The sequence below is a fragment of the Kitasatospora sp. NRRL B-11411 genome (assembly GCF_000721345.1).
Taxonomy (GTDB): Bacteria; Actinomycetota; Actinomycetes; order Streptomycetales; family Streptomycetaceae; genus Kitasatospora; species Kitasatospora cineracea.
In genome coordinates this window covers 122622-138589 of record NZ_JOGH01000002.1, presented here as the reverse complement: position 1 = coordinate 138589, position 15968 = coordinate 122622, and the positions used below count along the sequence as shown (strand labels likewise).

Here is a 15968-nt window from a genome sequence, read left to right as displayed (position 1 = left end):
CCGTCGGCGCGCGGAACCCGCGGTTCGTTGCGTGGCGGTGCGGACCCGTGGCGCCGCGCGCGGGTCTGGAGCCGCCCATGGTGCCGTGCCCGGCGGCGGGGCCGGGTCCTGGTCCAACAGCACTTCTTACCGCCAAATGGCTTACCGTGGGGGCGCTTCCGCAGTGATCGTTATGTGATTTCACCTCCGGAAGCCGAGGTGGGAGGGTTGCGCCGGGTGGCCGGATTTCACCCGTCCGAGCGAGCCGGGCCGGGGACGTCGACGTGACGCGGCCGCCGTTCGGGGAGCCGCTTGTGGTTTCCTACGAATCACCGGGTGTCGACCGCCCCGGCACGTGGAGCTTCCGACCGGAGCCGCCGACGGGGCGGAACCGGCCACCGACTAGGCTTGGCAGGCGTGAAGGTCCTCGTCATCGGAACCGGCGCCCGCGAACACGCCCTGTGCCGCTCACTGTCCCAAGACCCCGCCGTCAGCGAGCTGCACTGCGCCCCGGGCAACGCCGGGATCGCGCGGGTCGCCGCCCTGCACCCGGTCGACCAGCTGGACGGCGCCGCCGTCACCGCGCTGGCCCGGGAGCTGGGCGCCGACCTGGTGGTGGTCGGCCCGGAGGCCCCGCTGGTGGCCGGCGTCGCCGAGCCGCTGCGGGCGGCCGGCATCCCGGTCTTCGGCCCCGGCAAGGAGGCCGCCCAGCTGGAGGGCTCCAAGGCGTTCGCCAAGGACGTGATGGCCGCGGCCGGCGTCCCCACCGCGCGCTCCTACGTCTGCACCACCCCGGAGGAGGCCGCCGCCGCGCTCGACGCGTTCGGCGCCCCGTACGTGGTGAAGGACGACGGCCTGGCGGCCGGCAAGGGCGTCGTGGTCACCGAGGACCGGGCCGCCGCGCTGGAGCACGCCGCGGCCTGCATGGGGGCACCTCCCGGCCCCCCTGGGGGCCGGGGGAGGGTGGTCATCGAGGAGTACCTGGACGGGCCCGAGGTCTCGCTGTTCGCCATCACCGACGGCACCACGGTGCTCCCGCTCGTCCCGGCGCAGGACTTCAAGCGCGCCCTGGACGGCGACCGGGGCCCCAACACCGGCGGCATGGGCGCCTACTCTCCGCTGCCCTGGGCCCCCGAGGGCCTGGTCGCGGAGGTGCTGGAGAGCGTCCTGCAGCCCACCGTCGACGAGCTGCGCCACCGCGGCACCCCGTTCTCCGGCCTGCTGTACGCGGGCCTGGCGCTGACCTCGCGCGGCACCCGGGTGATCGAGTTCAACGCCCGCTTCGGCGACCCGGAGACCCAGGTCGTGCTGGCCCGGCTGCGCACCCCGCTGGCCGGCGTGCTGCTCGCCGCCGCCGACGGCACGCTCGGCGAGCTGGAGCCGCTGCGCTGGTCCGAGGAGGCCGCGGTCACCGTGGTGATGGCCTCCGAGGGCTACCCGGCGAGCCCGCGCACCGGCGACCCGATCGAGGGCCTGGACGCGGCGGAGGCCGACGGCGCGTCCGTGCTGCACGCCGGCACCAGGTCCGGCCCGGCCGGCGAGGTGCTGACCGCGGGCGGCCGGGTGCTGTCGGTGACCGCCGTCGGCGCGGACCTCGCCGAGGCCCGGGCGAAGGCGTACGCGGGCGTCGCGGAGATCTCCTTCAAGGGGGCCCAGCACCGCACCGACATCGCGGCGGCGGCCGCCGCCGGGCAGCAACTCCCGTAGCAGAACGCGCCCGCGGGGCGCTGCGCCCGGACCGACCCGTCCGGACGCAGCGCCCCGCGGCGTTTCCCGAGGTCGCCGCGGTCAGCGCCGCGGTCGGAAAACCAGCCCTTCGGGTGATGCCCCGGGCATCCCGCTGACGGGGCGGGAGTGCGGGCCTTAGGGTGCGCTGCATCGCGCCGGGGCGGGGGCACCGGCGCGGACGCGGCTCGTCGCGCCGACGCGCCGGGGGGATGCTGGGAGCGTGGCGCGCCCCGCCGCGGTGTCACCAGGACGGGTGGAATCGCCGGACTTCCGGAACACCCGGCCGCACCGGGGCGTCGAGACTGGCGGGAGAGCGCCACGCGAGTCGTACCACCGGGTTCGGCACCCGCCGCTTCCCGTACCGGAATTGATCGAGTCGAGTCGGCTGCGAAGGGGGTGCCGCGGCGATGACTGCAGTGGACACCGCACGCGCACGAGCCCAGGCCGTCCTGCGTCTGCGCGGACGGGCCGTGGCCGCCGCCGCGCTGCCCGCCGCCTGCGCGGTGGTGCTGCTGGCCGGGCGGTTCACCGGACACATAGGCGCCCCCGGGGCGCCGGACGCCCCGCTCTGGGACGGCATCCGCTGGGCGGTCTGCGCGGTCGCCGCGCTGACCCTGGCCCTGGCCGCGCTGGTCGCCCGGGGCCACCGCCGGGCCGTCCCGCCGGTCACCCCCGCGGTGCCGCTGGCCCGGGCCGACGCCCCCGAGCTGTACCGGCTGATCGAGGAGCTCGCCGAGCGCCTGGACGTGCCGGCGCCCGCCGCGATCGCGCTCACCCCCGACTGCGACAGCTGGCTGGAGGAACCGCACCCCGCCGGGCGCCGGACCGGCCCCGCCGCCCCGGTGCTGGTGATCGGCTCCCCCTTCCTGTGGTGGATGCGGGCCGGCGAACTGCGCGCCCTGCTGGCCCCCGTGGTGGCCGGCACCGCCGCGGCCGCCGACCCCGACATCGCCGCCGCCCGCCGCTGGGTGCGCACCCTGGACGCCGCGCTGGGCGAGCGCCGCCGCGGCCCCGCCGCGCTGGCCGGCGCGGTCGACCGCCGCCTGCTCGGCGCCTGCCGCGAGCACTCCGCCGAACTCGAGCACGCCGTCGCCGCCTGGGCCTCCGAACAGGCCCGGGCCGTCGACTACGGGCCGCGGATCGCCGCCCAGGCCCAGGTCGGCCTGGCCTACGCGGGCTGGGACCGGCTGCTCACCCGGGTCGCGCTGCCCGCCTGGCGGCTGGGCCTGCACCCCGCGCACCTGAACGCCGGCGTGGTCTCCGCGCTCACCGAGCTCTCCCGCCGCGACCGGCTCGCCGACGGCTACGAGAACCGGCTCGGCGACCGCCCCGCCTGCGACCTGCTGGAGGAGCCCGGCCTGGTCGACACCCGGGTGTCCCGGCTGGCCGCCGAACTGCTGCACGAGGAGCCGGCCGGCGGCTGGCAGCCGCTCGACTGGGCGGACTACCCGCACCGGGTCGTCGACCGCGGCTGGCGCGCCCAGGCCGCCGCGCTGCAGGCCGCGCTCGGCGACGACCGCCCGCACACCGGCCCGGCGCTGGACAAGCTGCTGGCCCGGCTGGCGGCCGGCGAGGCCGAGGAGCTGTCCGCCGCGCTGGCCGGCCAGGTGGCGCGCGCCGCCCGGGTCGCGCCCCCGCTGCCCCCCGTGCGCAGCGGCCGCGACCTGCTGGTCGAGCACCTGACCGCCACCGTCTGCTGCGCCGCCGTGGACGCCGGCACCGCCACCCCCGGCCTGGACTGGCTGGACGGGCCGGTGCTGGTCTGCCCGGCCGCCCCCCGGGCCGAGTTGGCCCCCGCGGTGGCCCGCGCGGTCGAGGACGGGCAGGACGGACCGCTGCGCGCCTGGCTGGAACGGGCCGGGGTCGGGCTGGAGCGCCCGGTGCGCCTTTCGGGCTGAACCGGGACGGTTCCGGACCGCCCGGGGAAACCCGGTTTCATCCGTACCAATTGCTACGGTGGGGTGACGCTTCGCCGTCCAACTGTGGTGTGCTGGACCGCACGCACATCCGCATGGCAATTGCCAAAACCCTCGGTGGATGGGCGAAGGGTGGGGAGGGCGTGTGGGGACGGAATCCAACCGCCGGTGGGAGTCCGGCACGCTGGCGCACGGGGTCTCCGACCCGTTCGGGCAGGGCCCGCTGCCCTGGCTCCGCAGCCCCGACCACTACCTGGCCGACGGCGAGGGCGTGGTCCCCTGGTACGTGAGCGTGGACGCCCCCGGGCAGCGCCCGGTGGACGGACCGGCCCGGCCGCGCCCGGCCGTCAGCGGCCCGCGCAACTCCGACGACGTGCGCCAGCAGATCAAGGGCTTCGCCTCGGCGGGCACCGCCCGGCCCGGCGGCGCGGTGGACTTCCGGGTCACGGTCAACCCGCCGCAGGAGTTCCAGGTCGACGTCTACCGGATCGGCCACGACGGCGGCGACGGCGCCCGGCAGGTGTACTCCAGCCCGCTGATCTCCGGCCTGGCCCAGCCCGCCCCGATGGTCGCCGACCGCACCGTCTCCTGCCACCACTGGTGGCAGTCCTGGCGGCTGCAGGTCCCCGCGGACTGGCGCTCCGGCGCGTACGTCGCCGTGCTGACCACCGCCGACGGCGGCCACCGCAGCCACATCCCGTTCACCGTGCGGGACTTCGACCCGGCCGACCTGCTGCTGGTGCTGCCCGACGTGACCTGGCAGGCGTACAACCTGTTCCCCGAGGACGGGCACCTGGGGGCCAGCCTCTACCACGCCTGGGACGGCGCGGGGCGCCTGGCGGGGGAGGGGGAGGCGGCCGTCACCGTCTCCTTCGACCGGCCGCACGCCGGGGCCGGGCTGCCGCTGCACGTCGGGCACGCCTACGACTTCATCCGCTGGGCCGAGCGCTACGGCTACGACCTGGGCTACGCCACCGCCACCGACCTGCACGCCGGACTGGTGGACGCCTCCCGCTACAAGGCGCTGGTCTTCCCCGGCCACGACGAGTACTGGTCGGAGCCGATGCGGCGGGCCGCCGAACGGGCCCGGGACGGCGGCACCTCGCTGGTGTTCCTGTCCGCGAACGCCGTGTACTGGCGGGTCGAGCTGTCGGCCGGGGCGAACGGCGAACCGTCCCGGCTGCTGAACTGCCGCAAGCGCCAGCGGGTCGCGCCCGACCACCCCGCCGCCGGGGTGCCCGGCGCGGCGTCCGCGCTCTGGCGGGACGCCGGCGAGCCCGAGCAGCACCTGCTGGGCATCCAGTACGCGGGCAGCGTGCCCGCCCCGGTGCCGCTGGTGGCCCGCAACACCGGCCACTGGCTCTGGCAGGGCACCGGGCTGGCGGACGGCGACGAACTGCCCGACCTGGTCGCCGGGGAGGCCGACCGCTACTACCCGAAGGTCCCGCTGCCCGCGCACACCGAACGCGTCCTGCTCGCCCACTCCCCGTACCGGGACGCCGCCGGGCGGCCCGGCCACCAGGAGACCTCGCTGTACCGGGCGCCCAGCGGCGCGTACGTGTTCGCCGCCGGGACGTTCGCCTGGTCGCCCGCGCTGGACCGGCCCGGGCACACCGACGAGCGGATCCAGCGCGCCACCGCCAACCTGCTCGACCACCTCTGCAAGGAGGGGCGCACCGGCTCCTGAGCGGACGGGCGTGAAAGACTCGGTCGCAGAGCCCCCCAGCTGTGAGGACTGACTGACCGTGAGCGGATTCGTCACCAAGCCCGAGCCGGTCCAGGTGCCCGGCCTGGTCCACCTGCACACCGGCAAGGTGCGCGACCTGTACCGGGACGCCGACGGCAACCTGGTGATGGTGGCCAGCGACCGGACCTCCGCGTACGACTGGGTGCTGCCCAACGAGATCCCCGACAAGGGCCGCGTCCTCACCCAGCTCTCGCTGTGGTGGTTCGAGCGGATCGCCGACATCGTCCCCAACCACGTGGTCTCCACCGAGCTGCCCGCGGGCGCCCCCGCCGACTGGGCCGGGCGCACCCTGGTCTGCCGCAGCCTCGACATGGTGCCGGTGGAGTGCGTCGCCCGCGGCTACCTGGCCGGCTCCGGCCTGGAGGAGTACCGGGTCTCCCAGACCGTGTGCGGCGTCGGCCTGCCCGCGGGCCTGGACAACGGCTCCGAACTGCCCGGCCCGATCTACACCCCGGCGCTCAAGGCCGAGGTCGGCGAGCACGACGAGAACGTCCCCTACGAGGAGACCGCCCGCCGGATCGGCGCCGAACTCGCCGCCACGCTGCGCCAGACCACCCTCGCGGTGTACTCCCGGGCCCGCGACATCGCCCGCGAGCGCGGCCTGATCCTGGCCGACACCAAGTTCGAATTCGGCCTGCTGGACGGCGAGTTGGTGATCGGCGACGAGGTGCTCACGCCCGACTCCTCGCGGTTCTGGCCCGCCGACGAGTGGGAGCCCGGCCACGACCAGCCGTCCTTCGACAAGCAGATCATCCGCGACTGGCTGACCTCGCCCGCCTCCGGCTGGGACCGCAGGAGCGAGAACCCGCCGCCGCGGCTGCCCGACGAGGTGGTCGCGCACACCCGGCAGCGCTACATCGATGCCTACGAGAAGCTCACCGGCCTCGACTGGAAGTGACCTCCCGGTACGGCTGGCCGTGGGGGCCGCCTCACAGCCAGCCGTGCTCGCGGGCGATCCGGACCGCCGCGTGCCGGTTCTCCGCGCCGAGCTTGCCCGCCGCCGAGGACAGGTAGTTGCGCACCGTGCCCGGCGAGAGCGCGGCCCGGTCGGCGATCTCGGCGATCGAGGAGCCGTTCGCGGCCAGCTCCAGCACGTCCGTCTCGCGCGGGGTCAGCGGGGAGTCGCCCGCGCTGATCGCCTCCGCCGCCAGCTCCGGGTCCACGTAGCGGCCGCCGGCCCGGACGGTGCGGATGATCCCGGCCAGGTCCGAGGCCGAGACGGTCTTCGGCAGGAAGCCGCGCACCCCGACCTCCAGGGCCCGCTTCAGGTAGCCCGGGCGGCCGTGCCCGGTCACGATCATCACCCGGCACTCCGGCAGCCGGTGGCGCAGCTCGGCCGCCACCTCCAGGCCGTCCAGGCCCGGCATCTGCAGGTCCAGCACCGCCACGTCCGGGCGGTGCGCGGCGGCCATCGCCAGCGCCTCCGGGCCGGAGGCCGCCTCGGCGACCACCGTCAGGTCGTCCTCCAGGGCGAGCAGCGCCGCCAGGGCGCCGCGGATCAGGTGCTCGTCGTCCGCGAGCAGTACCCGCACCGGATCGGTCATGACGCCAGTTCCCTTGCTGTGATCGGTAGTTCGGCGGTCAACCGGAACCGCCCGGGGCCGCTGCCGGCCGTGCTCAGGGTGCCGCCGTGCGCGGCCAGCCGCTCGCCCAGGCCGCGCAGGCCGCTGCCCGCGCCCTCCGCGCGCGGCGGCGGGACGGCCGGGACGCCGTCGTTCTCCACCTCCAGCACCGCGGTGCCGCCCGAGACCCGCAGCCGGAAGAGGCAGTGGGCGGCCTCCGAGTGCCGCAGCACGTTGGTCGCCGCCTCCCGGACCACCCAGCCCAGCACCGACTGCGCCTCGGCGGGCAGGCCGCCCGCACCGGACAGCTCGGTGCGGCAGTCGACGTTCGCGGCCCGCAGCACCGAGGCGGCGCCGGCCAGTTCGGTGTGCAGCTCGACGGTGCGGTAGCCGCGCACCACCTCGCGCACCTCGCGCTGCGAGTCCTGCGCGATCCGCTGCACCTCGGTCATCTGGTCCACCGCCTGCGGCTGCTGACGGCGGGCCAGCTGCACGGCCAGCTCGCTCTTCAGCGCGATGGTGGCCAGGTTGCGGCCCAGCACGTCGTGCAGGTCCCGGGAGAACCGCAGCCGCTCCTCGGCGACCGCGAGGCGGGCCTGGGTCTCCCGGGCGGCGTCCAGCTCCCACACCACCTTCGCGGTCCAGGCCGAGCCGCGGGCGGTGCAGGCGGCGATCGACGACCCGAGCAGGCAACCGGTCAGCAGCCCGGCCACGAACCCGGGGGAGGCGCCCGTCAGCAGGAGCGGCAGCGCGACCAGCAGCAGGCCCGCCACGGCGGCCGCGGCCGTCTCCAGGACCGACAGGGCGACCGCGGTGGCGGCGATCCAGAAGGTCATCGTCAGGATCGAGACCGTCAGCGGGAACGACGCGCCCTTCGCCTCCACCGGCGGCCCGAGCAGCAGCTCCGCCACCGAGACGGCCGCCGAGGCCGCGCCCGCCACGGTCACCCAGGCGTACGGGCGGGGCCGCCGCCCCAGGTAGGCGGCCATGCCGACGCGGACCAGCACCCCGTTCAGCGCCGCCGCCGCCAGCGAGCCGGCCACGGCCACCGCCGACTCGGCGTCCGTCACCCCGTCGCGGCCGAAGCTCCCGGCCACCACGCCGAGCGTCACCACCGGCTGCACCAGCGCCACCGCGTACAGCGACCAGCGCACGTACAGCTCGGTGCGCTGCGGCTTGGACAGCGCCCGCCAGCGGCGGACCGGTCGCGGCCTGCTCATCCGCACGGGGCGGCCCTCCGTCGTTCCTGGGTGGTCGTCGGACGAATCTAGCGGCGCGGCTCCCAGCGGAACCAGCGGCGGGCCGCCCAGGCCGCCGCGCCCGCCCAGGCCGCGGCCAGCAGCAGCGGCAGCGCGGCCGGGCCCCAGCTGCCGAGGAAGCCCTCGGACGGGCCGGTGCCGTCGGTGCCGAGCCAGCCGATGTGCAGGAGCTGGAACGCGGGAGTGGTCGGGAGCAGGCGGCAGACGTCCGCCACGGCGTCCGGCATGGACTCCAGCGGGATCATCAGGCCGGAGCCGAACTGGGCGGCCAGCAGCAGCGGGAGGGTGGTGATGCCGGCCGTCTCGACGGTCTTGGTGACCGCGCTGGACAGGGCGGCCAGGCCGGTCAGCAGCAGGGCGGACAGGGCCAGTCCGGCCAGCACCAGCAGCGGGTTCGCGGGGGCGCGCAGGCCGATCAGGGCGAAGCCGCCGACGCCGAGCAGCAGGCACTGGAGCAGCGCCAGCCCGATCGAGGGGACGGCGGTGCCGAGCAGGACCTCGGCGTCGGCGGCCTCGCCGGTGCGCAGCCGCTTCAGCACCAGGTCGTTGCGGCGGGCGGTGTAGGCGGTGGTCAGGTTGGTGTAGACGACCACCAGCAGGACGATGCCCATCGAGCCGGTGACGAGGTTGCCGTTCACGTCGAACCCGGGGGTGCGCTCGGCGGCGGCCCGCAGGACCGAGCGGAGCGAGCCGACCAGGACGAACGGCAGCACCAGGGCCAGGAACACCGCCGTGCGGTTGCGGCGCAGCAGCACGGTCTCGGCCAGGCCGAGGGCCAGCAGCCGGGAGAACGGGGTGAGGGCGGGCGCGGTGGCGCTCATGCGGCACGTCCGATCTGCGACGGGGCGACGGGGGCGGCGGCCGGGTCGGCGGAGGCCGCGACGGCGAGGAACGCCTCCTCCAGGGAGGCGCTGCGGGCGTCCAGCCGGGCCAGCTCGACCCGGTGGCGGGCGGCCCAGCCGAGCAGCTCGGTCAGGGTGCCCTGCAGGTCGGGGGTGCGCAGCAGCACCCGGCGGCCGTCCAGTTCGGGGACGGCTCCGGGCAGGACCGGCAGGTCGAGCGCGGCGTGCGGGCCGGTGCGCTCGGGGAGTTCGAAGCTGATCCGGGCGGGGTGGGCGGCCAGCACCTCGGCGACCGTGCCGCCGGTGACCACCCGGCCGTGGTGCATGATCGCCAGCCGGTCGGCGAGCTCCTCGGCCTCCTCCAGGTAGTGCGTGGTGAGCACCACCGTGGTGCCGGCCGCCCGCAGTTCGCGGATCAGCCGCCACACCGAGGCCCGGGCCTCCGGGTCCAGGCCGGTGGACGGCTCGTCCAGGAACAGCACCTCGGGGCGGCCGAGCAGGGCCATCGCCAGGTCGAGCCGGCGGCGCTCGCCGCCGGACAGCTGCTTGACCCGGACCGTGCGCCGGGGCAGCAGGCCGACCAGGTCGAGCGCCTCGTCGACGGCCCGGGCGCCGGTGGTCAGGCCGGCCCAGCAGCGGCCGGTCTCGGCCAGGGTCAGTTCGCCGGGGAAGCCGCCCTCCTGGAGCATGATGCCGATCCGCGGGCGCAACGCGGCCCGTTCCCGGAGCGGGTCGAGCCCGAGCACCCGGACCTCGCCGCCGCTGGGCGCGGCCAGGCCCTCCAGCACCTCCAGGGTGGAGGTCTTGCCCGCGCCGTTGGTGCCCAGCAGGGCGAACAGCTCGCCGGGGGCGACGTCGAGGTCCAGGCCGCGGACGGCCTCGAAGCCGCTGGGGCCGGACGGTCCGTAGCGGCGGTGCAGCCCGCGGGCCGTGACGGCGGGGCGGGGGCGGCTGGTGTCGGTCATGGCTCCAGCCTCCCGGCGGCCGGGGCCCGCCAGTAGTGCGGGCCGTCACCGGGCGCCGGTGCGTCCGCACGGGTCGGCGGTGACAAATGTCATCGGGCGCCGGGCCGGACGGGAGAACAGGCGGGAGAACGGGCAGGGGAACGGGCAGGGGATCCGCCGGCGGAAACCGGGGCGGGAACGCCTAAGGCCCCCCTCGGTGGAGGGGGGCCTTAGGAACTGGAGCGGACGACGAGATTCGAACTCGCGACCCTCACCTTGGCAAGGTGATGCTCTACCAACTGAGCCACGTCCGCAGGATATGGAGTTGTACTGCTGCACTGCACCAGTCTGTTCACGCTGACTGCGAGCGGACGACGAGATTCGAACTCGCGACCCTCACCTTGGCAAGGTGATGCTCTACCAACTGAGCCACGTCCGCACGGTGCCTGGGCACCGGCCGCCCCGTTCGGGTTCCCCCGGTTGCGGCGACGAGAATTACTCTACAACATCGATCGGCCTGCTCGCCCCACCCTTCCCCGGCGGCGCGGCCGGGGAAGGCCGGCGGGCCCGGAACGGGCCCGTGGCGACGGTCAGTTGCTCTCGGCGAACGCCTCGTACACGTGCTTCGGGATGCGGCCGCGGGCGGGCAGCTCGTGCCCGTTGGACTGGGCCCAGGCGCGGACGGCGGCCGGGTCGGGGGTGAGCGCGGTGCGGCGGAAGGACTTTCCGCTGCGGCTCTGCCGGCGGCCGGCGGCGACGAACGGGGCGAGGGCCTCCCGGAGCTTTTCCGCGTTGTCGGCGGACAGGTCGATCTCGTACGACTTCCCGTCCACGCCGAAGTGAACGGTTTCCGCGGCGGTGCCGCCGTCCAGATCGTCGGAGAGCGTGACGACTACACGCTGAGCCATGGGTGTCAATCCTCTCGGGCAATTCGGCCGTCGGGGGTCTCGGATGCCCCGCCGGTCCGCTGGGCCGGGATCGCGGCATCCGCCGGAGGGCAGGGGAGCCCACGCCGAGATGCGGCGCGTTCGGCTGCCGGTCGCCCTATTCTGCACCCGGGGACCGGTGAAATCGTAGAGTTGGGGATTCCTTTTTTCGGGATATTCACGTGCTTCCGCCGGAGGCGGATACCCGGGTCGATACCCGTCCGCCGGAGACGGGATTAAACCGGCGAAATCGGATGCGTCCCGTAGGGGGCGGGAGCCCGCGGCCCTTGGGGCGTAAGGGGTGTGGGTCTACGCGCGTTGCCGCTGGTGGCCCGCAAGACGCCCCCGCCACCCAGGTAGTCTGGAGTTCCCCCGCCTTCACGCAATCACCACCGGGAGTGCCAGTGGCACGCGTCGTAGTCGACGTCATGCTCAAGCCGGAGATCCTCGACCCCCAGGGCCAGGCGGTGCAGCGTGCACTGCCGCGTCTCGGGTTCGCCGGGATCGCCGACGTCCGCCAGGGCAAGCGTTTCGAGCTGGAGCTGGAAGGGCCGGTCGACGACGCCGCGCTCGCCCGCATCCGCGAGGCCGCCGAGACCTTCCTCGCCAACACCGTGATCGAGGACTTCACCGTCCGAGTCGAGGGCGAGGAGGGCAAGTGACCACCCGAGTCGGCGTCGTCACTTTCCCCGGTTCCCTCGACGACCGCGACGCCCAGCGCGCGGTCCGCCTGGCCGGCGCCGAGCCGGTCGCCCTCTGGCACCGTGACAAGGATCTCCACCAGGTCGACGCCGTCGTCCTGCCCGGCGGATTCTCCTACGGCGACTATCTGCGCTGCGGTGCCATCTCCCGCTTCTCGCCGGTGATGGACACCATCATCGAGCAGGCGAAGCTCGGAATGCCGGTCCTCGGTATCTGCAACGGCTTCCAGGTGCTGTGCGAATCGCACCTGCTGCCCGGCGCGCTCACCCGGAACGACTCGCTGCACTTCATCTGCCGCGACCAGAAGCTCTGCATCGAGAACGCCTCCACCGCCTGGACCCGGGATTACTCGGCCGGCCAGGAAATCGTCGTTCCGCTGAAGAACGGCGAGGGCCGGTTCGTGGCCGACGAGCACGTCCTCGACGAGCTGGAAGCCGAGGGCCGGATCGTGGCCCGCTACCTCGAGGTGAACCCGAACGGTTCGTACCGCGACATCGCCGGCATCACCAACGCGGCCGGCAATGTCGTCGGCCTGATGCCGCACCCGGAGCACGCCGTGGAGCCGCTCACCGGTCCGACCACCGAGGGCCTGGGCTTCTTCACTTCCGTCCTGAAGCAGCTGGTGAACGCCTGATGAGCCTCGACACCGTCAAGAACGCCGAGCAGACCCCGGACGCGGCCCAGCCCTGGGCCGAACTCGGCCTCAAGGAGGACGAGTACGCGCGGATCCGGGAGATCCTGGAGCGCCGCCCGACCGGCGCCGAGCTCGCCATGTACTCGGTGATGTGGTCGGAGCACTGCTCGTACAAGAGCTCCAAGGTCCACCTCAAGCAGTTCGGCGAGAAGGCCCCGGAGAACGACGCGATGCTCGTCGGCATCGGCGAGAACGCCGGCGTCGTCGACGTCGGCCAGGGCTACGCGGTCACCTTCAAGGTCGAGTCGCACAACCACCCGTCGTACATCGAGCCCTACCAGGGCGCGGCCACCGGCATCGGCGGCATCGTGCGCGACATCCTGGCGATGGGCGCCCGCCCGGTCGCCGTGATGGACCCGCTGCGCTTCGGCGCGGCCGACCACCCGGACACCCGGCGGGTGCTGCCCGGGATCGTCGCGGGCATCGGCGGCTACGGCAACTGCCTGGGCCTGCCGAACATCGGCGGCGAGGTCGTCTTCGACTCCTGCTACCAGGGCAACCCGCTGGTCAACGCGCTCTGCGTGGGCGTGATGAAGCACGAGGACATCCACCTCGCGCAGGCCTCCGGCCCCGGCAACAAGGTCATCCTGTACGGAGCCCGCACCGGCGGCGACGGCATCGGCGGCGTCTCGGTGCTCGCCTCGGAGACCTTCGACGCGACCGGCCCGGCCAAGCGCCCCGCCGTCCAGGTCGGCGACCCGTTCCAGGAGAAGCTCCTGATCGAGTGCACCCTGGAGATCTTCAAGGAAGACCTCGTCGCGGGCATCCAGGACCTCGGCGGCGCCGGCCTGTCCTGCGCGACCAGCGAACTCGCGAGCGCCGGCACCGGCGGCATGCGGATCGAGCTGGACACCGTCCCGCTGCGCGACCACACGCTCTCTCCTGAGGAGATCCTCATGAGCGAGTCGCAGGAGCGCATGTGCGCGATCGTCGAGCCCGGCAAGGTCGACCGCTTCCTGGAGATCTGCGAGAAGTGGGACGTCATCGCCACCGTCATCGGCGAGGTGACCGACGGCGAGCGGCTGGAGATCTTCTGGCACGGTGAGCTGGTGGTCGACGTGCCGCCGCGCACCGTCGCCCACGAGGGCCCGACGTACCACCGCCCGTTCGCCCGCCCGTCCTGGCAGGACGCCCTGCAGGCCGACGCCCCGACCGCCGAGCGGCTGGCCCGCCCGGCGAACGGCGCCGAGCTGAAGGACGCGCTGCTCAAGGTCGCCGGCTCGCCGAACCAGGCGTCCAAGGCGTGGATCACCGACCAGTACGACCGCTACGTGCTGGGCAACACGGTGCTCGCCACCCCCGAGGACTCCGGCATGATCCGGATCGACGAGGAGACCAACCTCGGCGTCTCGGTCGCCACCGACGGCAACGGCCGCTACGCCAAGCTGGACCCGTACACCGGCGCCCAGCTGGCCCTCGCCGAGGCGTACCGGAACGTCGCGGCCGGCGGCGCCAAGCCGCTCGCGGTCTCCGACTGCCTCAACTTCGGCTCCCCCGAGGACCCGGACGTGATGTGGCAGTTCGCCGAGGCCACCCGCGGCCTGGCCGACGCCTGCCAGGTGCTCGGCACCCCGGTCACCGGCGGCAACGTCTCGCTGTACAACCAGACCGGCGACGTCGCCATCCACCCGACCCCCGTGGTCGCGGTGCTCGGCGTCATCGACGACGTCACCCGGCGCACCCCGGTCGGCTTCGCCGAGGAGGGCCAGCTGCTCTACCTGCTCGGCGACACCGCCGACGAACTGGGCGGTTCCGCCTGGTCGCAGGTCGTGCACAACCACCTCGGCGGCCTGCCGCCCAAGGTCGACCTGGAGCGCGAGCGGCTGCTCGGCGAGATCCTGATCGCCGCCTCCCGCGACGGCATGGTCGACGCCGCGCACGACCTCTCCGACGGCGGCCTCGCGCAGGCCCTGGTGGAGAGCTGCCTCAAGGGCGGCAAGGGCGCCCGGATCGTCGTCCCCGAGGACCTCGACCCGTTCGTGTTCCTGTTCTCCGAGTCCGCCGGTCGCGCCGTGGTGGCCGTCCCGCGCAGCGAGGAGCTCCGGTTCAACGACATGTGCGGCGCCCGCGGCCTGCCCGCCACCCGGATCGGCGTGGTGGACGGCGAGGCGCTGGAGGTCCAGGGCCAGTTCACCGTCACCCTGGCCGAGCTGCGCGACGCCCACACCGGCGTCATCGAGGCGCTGCTCGCCTGACGCACCGTCACCCCGCGGGCGGTCGGACCGGATGATTCGGTCCGGCCGCCCGCCGGTGTCCGGAGCGGTGCGCTCCGGGCCGGTGACGGGGCAGCCGTTCCCCGGCACCAGGTGCGTGGAGGCGCGTGGCGGAGCCGACGGGTGCGGGTGGGGACGACCGGCGCGTCCGTCGCTCAGGCGGCCGCCAGCGCCGAACCGGCGCGCATCCGGGTCAGTAGCGCGTCGAGGTAGTCCTGGGAGGTGTTCAGCCGCATCGCCGCACCGAGTGCGATCTCGCGGCCCACCTGTGGGTCGGCTTCGACCAGCGGCCCGACCACGTTCTTGAACCAGCCGGCGGCGTGCCCGGCGTCCACGCCGATGTGCAGGTCGTGGTAGACGATGCCGACCTCGTCGAGTCCCGCGCGCCGCCAACTGTCCACCACGCAGCGGAAGCGGCGCGGGGCCAGGTACTCGGTGACGCCGAAGTACCCGACGGCCTTGTAGTAGTGACGGCGGGACAGGGCGAGGCAGGCCGACAGGTTGCCCGAGACACCGGCTTCCGGGAGGAAGGTGCGCGTGATGTACTCCCTGTCGACACCGATCGCGGCCAGTGCTCGGGCGAACAACAGGGTGTGGACCCGGGCGGGATCTCCGTTGCCCATCTCGTCCCAGTAGTTGGCGGCGATCTCCATCTTCTCGCCGCCGTGCCGACCGATCTGCATGACGGCGAGGATGTCGTCGAAGCGGGGGTCGAGGTTGGTCTCCTGCGCGAGCAGCAGGCGCAGTTCCTCCCGTCCGCCGTGCTCGGGCAGGAACTCGTGGTACAGCGGGTGCCAGCCGGCCGGGTGCTCGCTCACCATGGTCTTGAGCCAGCGCACGTACTCGACACCGGTGACCGGGTAGCCGGAAACGCTCTCCTCCGGTATCCGCCGCAGCTGGTCGTCGAGCATCGCCCGCTCCAGCAGGGCCGCCACGTCGCGCAGCAGGGGTTGCCATTCGTGGTCGACCCCGACGACGGGGGCCGCGGAGAAATCGCGGTCGTAGACGCGGGCGAGGACGGCGTGCAGTTCCTCCAGCGCCTGGCGGTCGCTGTCCTCGTACGCCCGGCCGGCCAACAGCCGGCAGCTTTCGGCGAGTTCGCCGCGGAACGCGTAGTCCTGGGCCAGCCGGTCGAGTTCGTCGGCGGTGCAGTTCTCGAATGCGCGCAGGACCGCGAGCGGGCCCGCGTTCAGCAGTGCTCTCCAGTCGTCTGACATGTAGTTCCGTCCCCCTTGTCGTGTGCTCGGTTTCGGTCTCGGCCGACGCGGTCCGCCGATGGCGGCGCGGGTGGGAGATCAGGCTTCGGAAAGAGCTCGTTGATCCGGCGTCAGCGTATCCTTCTAGGGCGAACGGTCGATGCCGCAATATCGCGGCGGTTCTGTCCGCAGGGGGTTTCGACCTTTCCAGTCGGCGAGTTGTCGCCGCCTGCAACCGGCTTGACCAGCGTGTTTGCCGG

The 15968-nt window shown here is 74.1% G+C and carries 13 protein-coding genes and 2 tRNA genes; 7 read left to right on the top strand and 8 right to left on the bottom strand.

Annotated features, from left to right (window positions below; translation table 11 throughout):
• The first annotated feature begins 396 nt into the window (after window positions 1-396).
• From purD to IH44_RS0101870, 4 genes are all read left to right on the top strand, one after another.
• Window positions 397-1686, top strand: a complete 1290-nt coding sequence (gene purD / locus IH44_RS0101885) for a phosphoribosylamine--glycine ligase (RefSeq protein WP_030457574.1) — start codon at window positions 397-399, stop codon at window positions 1684-1686.
• A 428-nt stretch (window positions 1687-2114) separates the two neighbouring features.
• A complete protein-coding gene (locus IH44_RS0101880) occupies window positions 2115-3605 on the top strand; it encodes a hypothetical protein (RefSeq protein WP_030457573.1) in 1491 nt (496 codons plus the stop codon).
• Window positions 3606-3768: 163 nt separating this feature from the next.
• On the top strand, window positions 3769-5310 hold the full coding sequence (locus IH44_RS0101875; RefSeq protein ID WP_030457572.1) for a N,N-dimethylformamidase beta subunit family domain-containing protein: 1542 nt from the start codon (window positions 3769-3771) through the stop codon (window positions 5308-5310).
• Window positions 5311-5368: 58 nt separating this feature from the next.
• The gene (locus tag IH44_RS0101870) at window positions 5369-6268 is read left to right on the top strand and encodes a phosphoribosylaminoimidazolesuccinocarboxamide synthase (RefSeq protein ID WP_030457571.1); all 900 of its coding nucleotides are present in this window, start codon (window positions 5369-5371) and stop codon (window positions 6266-6268) included.
• A gap of 31 nt (window positions 6269-6299) precedes the next feature.
• Here IH44_RS0101870 and IH44_RS0101865 read toward each other — a convergent pair whose 3' ends face one another.
• The 7 genes from IH44_RS0101865 to IH44_RS0101835 form a co-directional block, all read right to left on the bottom strand.
• Complete coding sequence (locus IH44_RS0101865; RefSeq protein WP_030457570.1) at window positions 6300-6914, bottom strand: response regulator transcription factor; 615 nt, start codon at window positions 6912-6914, stop codon at window positions 6300-6302.
• Complete coding sequence (locus tag IH44_RS0101860; protein WP_030457569.1) at window positions 6911-8152, bottom strand: sensor histidine kinase; 1242 nt, start codon at window positions 8150-8152, stop codon at window positions 6911-6913. The genes IH44_RS0101865 and IH44_RS0101860 overlap by 4 nt, the downstream gene beginning before the upstream one ends.
• 47 nt (window positions 8153-8199) lie before the next feature.
• Complete coding sequence (locus IH44_RS0101855) at window positions 8200-9012, bottom strand: ABC transporter permease (RefSeq protein WP_030457568.1); 813 nt, start codon at window positions 9010-9012, stop codon at window positions 8200-8202.
• Window positions 9009-9998, bottom strand: coding sequence for an ABC transporter ATP-binding protein (locus IH44_RS0101850; RefSeq protein ID WP_030457567.1), 990 nt, complete (start codon window positions 9996-9998; stop codon window positions 9009-9011). The genes IH44_RS0101855 and IH44_RS0101850 overlap by 4 nt, the downstream gene beginning before the upstream one ends.
• Before the next feature lie 217 nt (window positions 9999-10215).
• Window positions 10216-10291, bottom strand: a tRNA-Gly gene (locus IH44_RS0101845).
• 52 nt (window positions 10292-10343) lie between these two features.
• A tRNA-Gly gene (locus IH44_RS0101840) sits at window positions 10344-10416 on the bottom strand.
• A 151-nt stretch (window positions 10417-10567) separates the two neighbouring features.
• On the bottom strand, window positions 10568-10885 hold the full coding sequence (locus IH44_RS0101835) for an Lsr2 family protein (RefSeq protein ID WP_014136949.1): 318 nt from the start codon (window positions 10883-10885) through the stop codon (window positions 10568-10570).
• A gap of 422 nt (window positions 10886-11307) precedes the next feature.
• Between IH44_RS0101835 and purS the strand changes: the two genes are divergently transcribed.
• Genes purS through purL form a run of 3 tightly spaced genes read left to right on the top strand, consistent with a single transcriptional unit; the run spans window position 11308 to window position 14494 of the window.
• Window positions 11308-11565 (top strand): phosphoribosylformylglycinamidine synthase subunit PurS, encoded by a 258-nt coding sequence (gene purS, locus IH44_RS0101830; RefSeq protein ID WP_030457566.1) that lies wholly within the window; start codon window positions 11308-11310, stop codon window positions 11563-11565.
• On the top strand, window positions 11562-12239 hold the full coding sequence (gene purQ, locus IH44_RS0101825) for a phosphoribosylformylglycinamidine synthase subunit PurQ (RefSeq protein WP_030457565.1): 678 nt from the start codon (window positions 11562-11564) through the stop codon (window positions 12237-12239). Before purS ends, purQ begins: the two co-directional genes overlap by 4 nt.
• Window positions 12239-14494, top strand: coding sequence for a phosphoribosylformylglycinamidine synthase subunit PurL (gene purL / locus IH44_RS40460; RefSeq protein ID WP_035953562.1), 2256 nt, complete (start codon window positions 12239-12241; stop codon window positions 14492-14494). Before purQ ends, purL begins: the two co-directional genes overlap by 1 nt.
• Window positions 14495-14667: 173 nt before the next feature.
• On the opposite strand, the gene IH44_RS0101815 is transcribed toward purL, so the two are convergent.
• Entirely contained in the window at window positions 14668-15729 is a 1062-nt protein-coding gene (locus IH44_RS0101815; RefSeq protein WP_107066454.1) for an iron-containing redox enzyme family protein, read from the bottom strand.
• Between the last annotated feature and the right edge of the window lie 239 nt (window positions 15730-15968).